This window comes from Streptomyces sp. NPDC058964, assembly GCF_042741275.1.
GTDB lineage: Bacteria > Actinomycetota > Actinomycetes > Streptomycetales > Streptomycetaceae > Streptomyces.
Genome location: NZ_JBHYKH010000098.1, coordinates 10,260 through 22,421 on the forward strand (window position 1 = coordinate 10,260; position 12,162 = coordinate 22,421).

Here is a 12,162-nt window from a genome sequence, read left to right on the forward strand (position 1 = left end):
GGGGGGCGGCGGGGGGTCGCGGTCTCCGCTCCCCTCCGGGCGCGCCTTGGGGCGCCAGTGTGCGCGCGCGGGGGGCCCGTGGGCGACCGGTCCTCCGTTCGGCAGTCGTAGCCGGAACTCCGGGTACGGCGCGTCGTCATCACCCATGCTGATCGCTCCCCTCAACAGCAGGTCCAGATGAAAAGGTAAGGTCTCCGGCCGACATCGGTGCGGCTGCCCGGCGCCGGAGAAGCGCCGGACGCCTCGCTACCGTCCTGGTGCGCGCAGGTTGATCGGGCTCCGGTCCCGTGCCCCGTCCAGGACCGTGTGGTCGATGGCGGGCCGAGGCCTGGGTGTGGCCGCGGTCAGCGTGATGGTGCCGCGGTCGCTCAGCGCGGTCTGCCACTCGCTCGGCCGGGGACGCGTGCCGCGCTCGCCGGCCGCCTGCGAGAAGAGCCGACGCACCGCGGCGTCCTGCCGGTCGTTCAGGCAGCCGGGGACGAGCTCCAGCTCCTTCCCCGGGGTGATGTACGGATCCTGGGTGAGGATGCGCCCGGCCACGAGGGCCGTCTTGTACGCGTCCGTGTCCACCGTCGCCTCGGTGGAAGGCACCAGCGGATCGTTCCAGTCGGGAGTGGCGGCCTGGGCCTGTACGGCCGCACGCCCCACCCGGCGAAAGCCGTCGCAGTCCAGGAAGTGCACGGCAGTACCTGGCGTGAGGGACCACAGCACGTTGGCCTGCGAGATGTCGCCGATCACCAGCCCGGCGCTGTGGAACCACCCGATGGCCTCCACACAGGCCAGAGCCAGAGCTCTGCGCTGCTGGGGCGTCGGCTGCGTCACCTCTTGCCAGGCCGGCTTGGGAGGCCTGATCAGGTACTGCAACTCAAGCAGCTTCGTGGATCCGGCAGCGGTGCGCCACGTCATGTCGGACGGCGCACGACGCATCAGGAAACCGATTGTGCGCCCGCCATCGACCACGCGGCAAAGTGGCCAGGCTGCCAGGCAATCGAGGCGGCTCCGGTCGGACTGTCCGAGGCTCTGCCGGAACGCAACCAGGTCGGCCAGAGCGCCGGCGTTGACCTTGGATGCGTCCTTGTACTCCTTGAAGAGCAGCGGCCCGTCGGCCAGAGCGTGCACATCACCTTGGCCGCCACTGCCGACCCGGTCCCGTGGCGCGAGCGAGGCCCGGGCTACGTCCGCGCCGTCTTCAGCGCTCATGCTCCCTCCTCCCACACGCAGATGACGGTCCGGTCGTCGTCGTAGGACTTGGCCCGGGTCTGCGCCTGCCACAGGAAGTCGGACAGCGAGGGAGCCTCGGGGCCGCCCCAGGCGTGCGCGAGGCGGTGGGCGAACTCCGGGTCCTTCTGCGTCAGGGGGTTGGTGATGCCATCGGTGCCCAGAAGAAGAACCTCGCCCGGCACGGTGCGCAGCAGGGTGGACTTGACGCTGCGGTAGGAGTGCGGGAGTGCCTCGGTGCGGGTGTCGAGGAGGCTGCTGTCACATGCCGGATTGGCGTGTTCCCAGTGGCCACCCCGCAGGACGAACAGGCCGCCGTCACCGACGCTGAACAGGACGCGCTCGCGAATGCTGGAGTCTGTCGGAACCAGCAGCACGTGCAGTGTCGTGGCGTGCTCTTGGCCAAGTCGCAATCCGCTGACCGCGCCGACGATCGCCTTGTTGGCGATTGCCCGAAGCTCACCTTCGTCCTGGGCGCGGAGCGCCGCGTGGATGCTTTCTGCCTCCTGGTCCAGATGAATGGCTGCCTGTCCCGTGATGAGGAATGAGCCGAGATGTGAGGACTTGGCGGACCCCAGACCGTCAGCGACCGCCAGCAGAAGCAGCTCGGCTTCCGGAGGCCCGATGCGCGTCACCGTCATGGCGTCCTGACGGCAACTGCCCTCCCAGTTGTGGGAGTCACCACGCACCGAGGCTGCCCGCACGGTGATCCGGCCCAGCCGGGCTCCGTCCAGCAGGACAGCCGGGGTACATGCTGCGAATTCGTCTCCGTCCCTGACGGAGGGGCGTGACAAGGGATGCGGCGGATAGCTGGGAGGTCGGTTCCCGACGTGATCGGGTGCGCCGCGTAGTACCTCGGCCTTCGTACCCGGCGAGGCCACGGGGCTCTCCGGCGCCTGCGGCGTGCACCACTCGTCTGCCTGTACATGCACCCGGAGGGTCGTCTCGTGTGCGACGACGCCGGGGGGCAGGCTGGCGTAGTACGCGTCGACGATGTCGCCCTCCTGAGCGTGGCCGGGGATCCCCGTTCCTTCCCCCGTGCCATGAGGTTCCTCGTGGTTCACCGGGCCGCTCACAGCTTGTCCAGGGAGAGGCTGGTGAAACCGGGGACCTGCTCCTCGACCTGGAGCTCGAAGCCCTCACCTCCTTGAGCGGACATGCTGGTCGCCGAGCTGACGATGGAACGGGTGAGACTTGAGGCGAACTCACGGATCGCCATGGCCGGAGAGATGGACTCGTCCTGCTGAATGAACGCCTTGAAGTTGGCCACCTCTGTGATGGTGGAGGTTTCGGCGTCGCTGATACCGAAGGCGATGATCTTCGGCGCGTAGCGGAAGGAGTTGAGCTCCTTGAGGTCGGTGCGCCAGCCCTCGTCCGTGGGGATGCCGTCGGAGAGGAAGAAGACCACCGGCCGGTACACGTCGTGGCCGTCGGCCTTCAGGTCCGTGACGTCCTTCTCGATGGTGCTCTTCAGCAGGCGGAAGGCGGCCCCGAAGGAGGTCACTCCGCCGGCCGACAGGGACGGCAGCTGCGTCAGTTCGCTCAGGTCGGCGAGCGGCTGGAGCACGGAGGCCTGCGTGGAGAAACCGATCAGTGCGAAACGAGTCTTGTCCGCAACGCTCGGGTTGGTGCTGATCTCGTGGTGCAGGTCGGGGAGTGCCGAGTTGATGGCGTCCACGCCACCTGCGGCCATGGAACCGGACTCGTCACACACCATGTAGAAAGGCAGGATCTGCATGGGCTCTCCTGAGCGTAAGGAGACGGCGTTGCCGTCAACGGGTGTAGAAGTAGATCTCCAGGTCGGCCGCGCCGGAGACACCGCCGTTCCAGAAGTCCCGTGTCGTCGCGTCGGTGAACATGTCCGGGCGTGCTTTGTGCAGGGACTTGTTGATCTCGCGGGCGTAGGCCTGACCGGCACCGGGGTCGGGGGCCTTGCCGAAGGTCAGCACGAAGGCCGCGTCGCGCCCCTCGTAGCGATGGGTGGCAGCACGCAGTTCCTTCACCATCCGCGTGGTGTCACCGGTCGCGGCCGTCACATGGAGCTTCACCGGCTTGCGCTCCACCGATCGTGGCCCCGTGGGCGTCGGACTCGGCTTGGCGGCGGCTGAGGGCGAAGGGTGAGCGGCGGGGCGGGCGGCCAGCGGATCCCCGCGGTCGCCCATCGACACCAGCGCGAGGACGAGCAGCATGTCGGCGAAGAGCCACCCGGCCAGGTGCAGGGGGTTGAACCGGAAACCCCGCTTGCGTGGGCTCACCGTGCCGATCCGATCCCGGCCTGCAACTCCTTCGCCTGGCGCAGCTCCTCCTCAGCGCGTCGCTGGGCTGCCTCCGCACCGGCTCGTGCCGCCTCCGCGTCGGCCCGCGCCGCAGCCACGTCGGCCCGCGCTCCGTCCGTCTCTCTGAGCGCCCGTTCCAGAGCGTCGGTGACGCTCGCGAAGCGGTCGGCCGCATCGTGCAGTGCCCGGCTGCGGGTCTCGATGCCGAGCAGTGCCTCGCGAGAGATCTCCGCCGCCTCGCTGGAGCGCTCGGCCACTGCGCCGAGGTCGTTGAGCAGTCGGCCGTTGACGTCCGAGACCACCTCGATTCCGGTGGTGAACCCACGCTGCGAGGCCGCCAGCACGGTCAGGGAGTCCTCAACCTGTCGTGCCGCGTCGGACAGAGCGCTGCGAACGCGGTCGCCATTGTCACCGACCGCCGACTCCAGCCGGTCCGCGGCGCGACTGAGGACCTCGCGCATCGCGTCGCCGGCCGCCCGCAGATCCTCCAACGCCTTGTCGAGCACGCTGGTCTGTCCGCTGACGGCGTCGGCGAGACTCCGTCCCGCCTGCGTCACCGGGTCGGCGAGATCCTGAACAGCCGTCTGGATGGCCGTACCGCTGTCCCGGACGGTCTCTTCGATCTGCTTCACCACTTGTTCGATCGGCCGCACATACGTTTCAGCCTGGGAGAGGCGCTGCTCCGCCTTGTCCATGGCCTCACCGACCAGTTCGGCCGCCCGGGTGAGTTCCTCCTGCGTGGTGATGGCCTTGGAATGCATCCGCTGCAGTCGTCCGGCCGCAGAGTTGAGCTCTGCCGCGAATCTTTGCGGAGAGGCGACACGGTGCCGGTTGAGGCAGAGCTGCGCACGTGTCAGGACCGGTGCGAGGCGGGTGAGGACCGCCTGGGCGCGGCGTCGCGCCTGGTCCTCGCTGCGTTCGGTGGCGGTGCGGCGGTAACCGTGGACCGCCGTGAGGACGAACAGCATCCCCAGGGTCAGACATCCGGTCACGGCGACGTGCCCGAACCGGAAGGTGTCACCCAGGTGGCCGTCGAATCCGGACTGCCACAGCTGGAGGAACGGCCGGCCCGCCGCCTTGGGGTCGTCCCCCGTGAGTGCTCCGTATGCACTCGAGGCCTGCCAGAGACCGAACCACGTGAAGAGCAGAGGCAGGAAGACGAGGGCGCCGAGCACCCAGTCCAGAATGGGGTCGAACCGTCCCCCACGAGCGTCCTGCGCGCTCTCGGCGATGCTCTCAGACCGTACGAAATGCCCCATCAGGTCGAGTTCGGCCCACGGATCCAGAGCCTCCGCGTCATCGGAGTCGAGTGCCTGAGCCAGTGCGCGCAACTCGTCGGCGCGCGGCGCGAGCAATGGTTCCTGTGCCATGTCGTCGAGATGGCGTGCCGCCACCCCGTTGTCGAGTTGAGTCCCCAAGAACATTCCCCACCCCTGCCCGGCGATACCGGGCCTCCTGTGCAGACCCAAGTGCGTCCAGCGCCGGTGATGACCTGCAGCTCAAACCTGTGTGCCAATAAACATGGCTACTGCAATGTTCACATCATCTTCACCAGTCGCGCAATATTAGACGACGATCACATGGGTGGTGCGGCGCGGCGGGAACCGCTGACGTTTTACAGTGATGTATGGGGAGGGCTGCATTGAGTGGCGACGGAAGACAGCGGGGGATCGTCCAGTTGGGCCGAGGAGCGTCGCCCGCCCAGCCGGAGCTTCGGACGCGGCAGCCGCTGCAGCCGCAGACGAGCACCGTGCAGCTCACCAAGCAGACGCCGCGCGCCCGGATCACGGGCTGGGGCACCCTGCAGGTGAACCTCAACTGGTCGGTCACCGCAGAGGCGGACCTTGATCTGGGCTGCATGGTCCTCACGTGCGACGGAACGGGCACCGCGGTGCAGCCCCTCGGTGAGACGTGGGGCGACCTCGACACCTGGCCCTACGTCAGCATCGACCAGGACGACCGCACAGGCGAGACCTCCGACGGGGAAACAGTCCGCATCAGCCTCGAACATCGCCGCCAGTTCAAGAAACTCCTCGTCTACGTGTACATCTACGAGGGCGCGGCCGACTTCCGGACACTCGGAGGGGTCGTCACGGTCAGCGCACCCAGCGGCACATGGCGGATCCACCTCGACGACTCCCCGGCAGGCGCAACCGCCTGTGCCATCGCCCTGCTGACCCCGGGACGGGACACACTCGACCTCCGACGCGAGGTCCGCTGGTTCACCGCGCAACCGTGGCTGTCGAACCAGCAGCTCATCGACCAGGCTTACGGCTTCGGCTTCGACTGGGTACCGGGCAGCAAGCCGCCGTTGTGAGCGGGCGCCGCTCCGGCGTGCGTTCTGGCCGAGTCGGCCATACCGGCGAACTCACGGCAGCATGGCACACATCCACGCGCTCGCCTGCTCCGGTGGGGCGTGTGTGTCGACTCCCAGCACGTGGATGACGCCAAGACCGCGCTGAGGGCTCCCGATCCGCAGCGTGCGGCGGGCGTATCCGCCCGGCTGAGGATGAACGATGACCGCGCTCGGGGCTTCGGCGGGTGTGTAGCCGGCGCTGTACGTCAGGAGCTGGTGGATGTCGCCTGCGCTCACGCCGTGGCGGTCGTAGCGCTTGTACTTGGCGTCGATGGGCAGCAGGGCGCGATGGTCCGTGCCGGGACGGGACAGGCCGAGCAGAAGGTCCGGGCGGAACGTCGAGGTGCTGCCGAGGTCGCCGCGGACGGTGATGCCGGTCCCTCCGTTGCCGGGGACGGGGCGGCCTCCGTGCGGGATGGCGGCCTCGGTGGCGAGCCGCCGGACGACGGCTTCCCAGAGCGCGGGCATGGCCAGCAGGAGGCCGCCCGCCGTGGTGCCGTGGTCGGTCAACAGGTCGCTCACGCCTCCGCCGCGCAACAGCAGGCGAGCCCACGTGTGAGCGGGACGGTAGCGGGCGTTGAGGCGTGTGTACTGGGTGCGCTCGAGGGCGCGCAACGCGGTGACGGGCGTGCCGGAATCCGGGAACGCGTCGGCGACGCCGTGCAGGCTGCGGGCCAGCCGGGAGTCGGTCGTCAGGCCGAGCGCGACGTTCAGGGCCGTTCCGAGGACGCGGTTGTCCCAGATGTCCGCCTCTCTGTCGAAAGTGCGGACATGCAGCTGGTCCAGCTGCCCGAAGCGGCGGGTGGCCTGCGCGGCGACGTCCAGGCGCCCGCGCAGCACTGGTTCGAGGCTCTGATGGCGGACGTAGTCCCGGCGCAGCCCCTCCCGCAGAAGCTTCTCGCACTCCTCCAGCAGCGCGGCGGCCACGAGGTCGGCGTAGCCGTCAGGGGCGGTGGACCAGCGCCTGGCGGCCGTCGGGACAGGGGCGTGGAGCGCGTAGGCGAGCCAGGTCATGAGCTGTTCGCCCGGAATGGCGAACTTAGGTTCTATGACCAGCCGCACCCGGTCCAGGACCAGTACGCCGACGGTGGCGTCGGCCTTGAGTCGCCACCCTGTGCGGCCCGTGGTCAGAGTCAGACAGCCGCGTGCCTGCAGGGCGTACAGCCGGTCGAGATCCCGGGCGGTGAGCTGGTCAGGGCCCAGCTCGGCGGACTCGTACTCGCCGAGCCGGACTTCGGGACGGCGGTCAGGCATCAGGGCCCGTCGTGTCACTTGTGAATTCGGTGGCCAGCGCGTCCGGGAGATCCTGAGGGGACATGAGCACGGGCCGCCCGGTGTCCAGGTCGACCAGGCCGCCGAGGATGCGGTGCAGCAGGTCGGCCCGGCCGAGGCAGTAGTCCTCCAGCAGCGGCACCACCTCGTGGTGGAAGGCGGCGGCCAGGTCCTCCTCGGTGGCGATCGGCTCTCCGTCTCGCATCAGGTAGGCGTGCCCGATCTGGTGATCCGTGTCGAGGTGGCGGGCGATACGGCTGTTGAGGGACTCGAAGAAGGCCGCGAGGTCGAGCGGGCCGACCGTTCCCGACACGGCGTCCGAGTCGGGACCCACGGGCAGGAAGGCGAAGCGGCGGCGCACCGCGGCGTCCAGGTGGCTGATGCTCCGGTCCGCCGTGTTCATCGTGCCGATGATCCGGACGTTCGGCGGCACGGAGAAGCTGCGCTTGCTGACCGGTAGGTCGACAGGAAGGTTCCGCTTGTCGAGTTCGAGGAGTGTGATCAGCTCACCGAAGATCCTCGGCAGATCACCTCGGTTGATCTCGTCGATGATCAGGAGGAAGGTCTGGTCGGGATGGTCGGCGGCGCGGCTGCAGAGAGTGTGGAACAAGCCGTTCGCGAGGGCGAGGGTGAGCCCGGACCCCTTCGCGTCGAGATCGGGTTTGAAGCCTTCGACGAAGTCCTCGTATCCGTACGAGGGATGGAAGGTGACCAGCCGGACCCGGTCACCGCTCAGCACCTCGGCCTGCGCCTCCGTACGTCGCTCCGGTTCCGAACCGTCGAGTACGTCGGCACGGCCGGCCAGGGCGAGGGCGGCGCCGAGGGCGAGTCGCGTCTTGCCGGTGCCGGGCGGCCCGTGCAGGATGATCTGCCCCTTGCGCTCGAGGGCGTCCAGGACGGCCTGCACGTCCTCGGGCAGGGCGACGGGCGTGCCCGGCTGCACCGGACCGGCGCCCTGGGCGGTGTTGGGCTGCTGCGCGGTGAACCTGGCGAAAGTGGCCGGGTCGACCCTGGCGAAGGTGGACCGCCAGCCGCGCTGGGGCTTGGACAGTTTCTGCGCATGGGAAGGGTCCCAGGTCACCGGGACGATGTGCTGGTACTCCGGCCGGTCCGGAACGAACTGGTAGCTTCCGGCGACGGTGCCGGTGGCCAGGACCTCGTCGATCCCGCGGTTGGCCACGATCCGGTCGCCGGGCTCCAGGTCCCGGAAGGCGAGGAGCCTGCGCGCGGTGGTCAGACTGCCGCCGCTGCCGCCCGGATAGCCCCTGTCGAGGGCGTCCTTGAGTTCTGTGTCGCTCTGGTACTGACTCAGGTCACCCAGTTCGTCCCAGCCCACGCAGATGAAGCCGCCGTCGCGGCACTCGTCCCAGAGCCGCCCGCGCTCGCCAGGAGCGATCTTCCAGATCGTGCGTTGCCGGGGACGCGGGTCGAAGTCCTGGTAGAGGAAGGTCATCACCTCGAGCCCGCCCCAGCCCTCGAACTCCGGCCGCGAGCGGACGATTTCGAGGAGCCTGCGGGTGGGGCGCGAGGGGGGCGAGTCGGCCTCCGCCGTGCCGCCGAGCTGGATGAGGAACCGCCGCAGGTGCTCGGCGGAGTAGACGGGCAGGAAGTGTTCGGGGAAGTAGACGGCCAGTGATTTGGTCACGAGAGCAGGACCGAACCGCAGGGCGGAGAGTTCGTCCACGGCTTCGAAGTCCCCGGCGGCGACCGCGTCGAACGCCGCGACGAACTGACTGCGCAGTTCCTCCCACGCGTCTCGCGGATCCGCCTTGCGCAGCGGAGCCGCCAGGCGCCACTCGCCCGAGTTGTGACGGTACATGATGTGCTTCGCGGCGCTGCCGCCCTTGATACTGCCCAGGTTCGGAGTGAGGAACTCGAGCAGCCGGCAGTACGCCGGTTCGGATCCGGCGGGCGCGGGCTGGCCGAGCGCGTAGCGCTCGAGCGGCAGCGTCTTCCACCCCTCCAACGGGAAGTGCGAGAGCACCCGCTCGCGCTCCTCCTCGGCGGCCGACTCAATCTCCGCGACAGCCGTCCGATCGAACCGGCCCGCCGCCGTACGCACATCCACCCCACCTGTCATGCCGACATGATGCCGGATGAGGTCGAGCCCGCTTCCGGAGGTTGGTGGTTCGTCTGCGGACGGCTCTGTCGGCTGACACCATGGACCGGTAGGGGCAACTCCAGCTTCGTACGCGCGGAGCGCAGCGACACAGATGATGGGGGAAGCCGTGGAGGATTGGATCTACATCCTCAACCCGAACAAGGACACGCTGGACGGGGAACCCTCCACGAAGGAGACCATCCGCCGCCTCGCCCATGAAGAACCCGAACTCGATCTCTGGCTCAGCCGGCGCAACCGTATGAGCCCAGGGGACCGCCTGTGGTTCTTCTTCAGCCAACCGGAGTCGGCCGTGGCGGCGCTGGCCGAGATCGACAAGGAGCCGTACGAGGACCCCGAGGATCCGGAGTTCTCGTACCGGGTCGAGGTGACGCTGCTGCCGGATGCGACGGACGCCTTGTGCGGCAGCCCGGTCGGCCGGGAGGAACTGAAGCTCGGCCAGGTGAGGTCGGTGCAGAAGGTGAAACCCGAGGCGCTGCTGGTGCTGCTGGCGAGGGCGGGGTTGTAGGACGACGGGATGGACGCGAGGCGGTACGGGGCCCCGCCGCGAGGTTCCTTCTTCCGTCGAGCGGTCACAGCTTCACTGACCCTACCGCCGCCGGGTGATGCAGAGTTGGTGCGTACGGAACTGAGCCGCTCCTGTCGCCGTACGAGGGGGCGGTCGAGGGCTACGGCTGGGAGCCGGTGACCGCCTGAGGCGCCACAGCGCGACGGTGCAGTCCAGTTGGATGTCGTTCCTGTCCCACGAGGATTCGTGGGGCACAGTGGCATCACGGCGAAGCGCTGCTCACTCCAGGGGCGCGGGAAGCGTGACAAGCTCCGCCCAGACGGTCTTGCCGCCGGGCGGACACGACTCCGTGCTCCAGCGGTCGGCCAGGGCGGTCACCATGAGCAGGCCACGACCCGACTCCGCGTCCGGGGACGTGGTGAAGTCCGTGGCGGGGTGGGGGAGGCGATCACCTCGGGCGTCGGTCACGGCGATCCGCAGCAGGCCGGCCGCCGGGTCGAGGTGGAGCGCCAGGCGGAAGTCGCGGCCCTGGACGCGGCCGTGCAGTGCCGCGTTGGCGGCCAGTTCGGCCACGATCTGCTCCGCGCGCTCGGCCACGGACGGCGGTACCTGCCAGGCCTGGAACTCCGCCACGGCGAGGAGACGGGCGAGCCGTGCGCCGCGCCGGGTGGACGACAGCTGCTGCGCGAACGTCCGGACGGTGGTGGGGGAGTGGGGCGAGCTCACGTTCATGGGGCCACGGTGACGCGCGTGGGGTGGCGTGCGCCAGGAGTGCGGCCCGTACGGTGCGTCAGCGTACGGACACGTTCGGTGGACAGTACGAATGCGGAACGGCCAGTCTGGGTGTTCTCGATCAGGGGGAACTGGCTTGTGTGCACCTGGAGGTGGGCCTCGAATGACGACCGACCACGTCGAACCGGTGGGGCTGGGCGGAGAGTGCGAGCGGGAACCGGATCCGTCGGACAGTCTGCGGACGTTCGGGGCGGTGGTCCAGGCGTTGCGCGAGCATGCGGGGCTGAGCCGGGTGGAGTTCGGGGAGATGGTCCGCTTCTCCAAGCACACGGTGGAGTCGGTGGAGCTGGGGCGGCGGATGCCGGACGCGTCCTTTGTGGAGCGGGCGGAGGAGGCTCTGGGCAACACGGGGGCGTTGCGGCAGGCGGCGCGGTTTCTGACTCGGGGAGAGGCGGGGCTGGCGGCTTGGTTCCGGCAGTGGGCGAGGCTGGAGCGGCGGGCGGTGAGCCTGTGTACGTATGAGTGTCGGCTGGTGCCGGGGTTGTTGCAGTCGGAGGGGTATGCGCGGGCGGTGTTCGGCAACAGCATTCCCCCGCTTTCCGATCAGCAGTTGGAGGCGCAGGTGGTCGCTCGACTGGAGCGGCAACGGATGCTCACTGAGCGGCCCAACGTCCCGTTCAGCTTCATCGTGGAGGAGCACGTTTTACGGCGGCGGCTAGGGGGCGCGGAGGTGATGCGCGGCTTGCTGGATCATGTGCTGGCACTCACTGCTTCCAGGAACGTGACGTTTCAAGTCATGCCGATGGACGCCGAGTACCACGCGTGCCTCGACGGTCCCATGCGGTTGCTGGAAACCCCGGAACGTCGGCGGATTGCCTACTCGGAGGGCCAGCAGAACGGCCGTTTGATCACCAACGCGAAAGAGGTGAGCCTGCTCTGCCAGTGCTATGACACACTGCGGTCGCAGGCCCTGCACCCCAAAGACTCACGGGGTCTGCTGGAGCGACTGCGAGGAGAGCTATGAGCAACCCCGAACTCGCCTGGTTTAAGTCCAGCTACAGCGGCACCCAGGGGGACGACTGCGTGGAGGTGGCCGTCACCGAGCAGGCCGTCCACGTACGCGACTCCAAGGATGCGATGCGCACCCCCTTCGCCGTGAGCCGTGACGGCTGGTTGCGCTTCCTGGACCTTGTGACAGATGCCTGAAGGCAACGCGTCGCGCTCCTCCTCGTCCCCGAGCCAACGGCGCGCTCGCTCGGCGATCCCGCTGGAGAGTTTGCCCGTTACCGAGCTGGCCAGGTCGAGGGTCTCGTTGCCGAGGCTTATGGCGGCATCGACGCTCTTTGCTCCTGCCTCGAGCGCCTTGTCCCTCGCCTCCGTGGCCGCGTCCACCCACCGTCTCGCCTCCGACGACTGGCGACCAGACTCAATACCGAGCCGCCCGTGGAAGACATGGATGCTGGCTGCGACCTGGTTGCTCGACTGGACTATTGCCGGGGACTTGATCGGGTTGAACAGCACCTGCGCGTTGGCCGTGCCGGCAGCCGCATCCATCCGGGCCACCAGACGCACGGTGCTCCGCGCGATTAAGGCTTGTCCCGTAACGATCTTGGAGTCGGGAGTGGCATGGGCGGCTGCAGTGCCGCCTGTTCGGCTATCCGGCGAGTGCGAGGTTGTGCAG

At 68.7% G+C, this 12,162-nt stretch carries 12 protein-coding genes; 4 read left to right on the plus strand and 8 right to left on the minus strand.

The features are described from left to right. Positions 1 to 246 precede the first annotated feature (246 nt). From ACFW2E_RS15130 to ACFW2E_RS15150, 5 genes are all read right to left on the minus strand, one after another. Complete coding sequence (locus ACFW2E_RS15130; protein ID WP_384466437.1) at positions 247 to 1,200, minus strand: hypothetical protein; 954 nt, start codon at positions 1,198 to 1,200, stop codon at positions 247 to 249. Further along, positions 1,197 to 2,294, minus strand: a complete 1,098-nt coding sequence (locus ACFW2E_RS15135; protein WP_384466439.1) for a protein phosphatase 2C domain-containing protein — start codon at positions 2,292 to 2,294, stop codon at positions 1,197 to 1,199. The genes ACFW2E_RS15130 and ACFW2E_RS15135 overlap by 4 nt, the downstream gene beginning before the upstream one ends. Continuing rightward, complete coding sequence (locus tag ACFW2E_RS15140) at positions 2,291 to 2,956, minus strand: VWA domain-containing protein (RefSeq protein WP_384466441.1); 666 nt, start codon at positions 2,954 to 2,956, stop codon at positions 2,291 to 2,293. Before ACFW2E_RS15140 ends, ACFW2E_RS15135 begins: the two co-directional genes overlap by 4 nt. A 34-nt stretch (positions 2,957 to 2,990) precedes the next feature. Beyond that, positions 2,991 to 3,407, minus strand: coding sequence for a hypothetical protein (locus ACFW2E_RS15145; RefSeq protein ID WP_384466464.1), 417 nt, complete (start codon positions 3,405 to 3,407; stop codon positions 2,991 to 2,993). 62 nt (positions 3,408 to 3,469) lie between these two features. Beyond that, the gene (locus ACFW2E_RS15150; RefSeq protein WP_384466443.1) at positions 3,470 to 4,918 is read right to left on the minus strand and encodes a hypothetical protein; all 1,449 of its coding nucleotides are present in this window, start codon (positions 4,916 to 4,918) and stop codon (positions 3,470 to 3,472) included. A gap of 218 nt (positions 4,919 to 5,136) precedes the next feature. Between ACFW2E_RS15150 and ACFW2E_RS15155 the strand changes: the two genes are divergently transcribed. Next, a complete protein-coding gene (locus ACFW2E_RS15155; RefSeq protein WP_384466445.1) occupies positions 5,137 to 5,811 on the plus strand; it encodes a tellurium resistance protein in 675 nt (224 codons plus the stop codon). A 51-nt stretch (positions 5,812 to 5,862) separates the two neighbouring features. Here ACFW2E_RS15155 and ACFW2E_RS15160 read toward each other — a convergent pair whose 3' ends face one another. Together ACFW2E_RS15160 and ACFW2E_RS15165 are read right to left on the minus strand one after the other, a co-directional pair. Then, on the minus strand, positions 5,863 to 7,104 hold the full coding sequence (locus ACFW2E_RS15160; RefSeq protein WP_384466447.1) for an McrC family protein: 1,242 nt from the start codon (positions 7,102 to 7,104) through the stop codon (positions 5,863 to 5,865). Next, entirely contained in the window at positions 7,097 to 9,202 is a 2,106-nt protein-coding gene (locus ACFW2E_RS15165) for an AAA family ATPase (RefSeq protein WP_384466449.1), read from the minus strand. The genes ACFW2E_RS15160 and ACFW2E_RS15165 overlap by 8 nt, the downstream gene beginning before the upstream one ends. 148 nt (positions 9,203 to 9,350) lie before the next feature. On the opposite strand from ACFW2E_RS15165, the gene ACFW2E_RS15170 reads away from it, so the two are divergent. Beyond that, positions 9,351 to 9,749, plus strand: coding sequence for an EVE domain-containing protein (locus ACFW2E_RS15170; RefSeq protein WP_384466451.1), 399 nt, complete (start codon positions 9,351 to 9,353; stop codon positions 9,747 to 9,749). A 279-nt stretch (positions 9,750 to 10,028) separates the two neighbouring features. Here the strand turns inward: ACFW2E_RS15170 and ACFW2E_RS15175 are convergent, their stop codons facing one another. Further along, positions 10,029 to 10,481, minus strand: a complete 453-nt coding sequence (locus ACFW2E_RS15175; protein ID WP_384466453.1) for an ATP-binding protein — start codon at positions 10,479 to 10,481, stop codon at positions 10,029 to 10,031. 163 nt (positions 10,482 to 10,644) lie between these two features. On the opposite strand from ACFW2E_RS15175, the gene ACFW2E_RS15180 reads away from it, so the two are divergent. Beyond that, positions 10,645 to 11,505, plus strand: a complete 861-nt coding sequence (locus ACFW2E_RS15180; RefSeq protein WP_384466455.1) for a Scr1 family TA system antitoxin-like transcriptional regulator — start codon at positions 10,645 to 10,647, stop codon at positions 11,503 to 11,505. Next, positions 11,502 to 11,687, plus strand: coding sequence for a DUF397 domain-containing protein (locus tag ACFW2E_RS15185; protein WP_384466457.1), 186 nt, complete (start codon positions 11,502 to 11,504; stop codon positions 11,685 to 11,687). Before ACFW2E_RS15180 ends, ACFW2E_RS15185 begins: the two co-directional genes overlap by 4 nt. Positions 11,688 to 12,162: the final 475 nt, after the last annotated feature.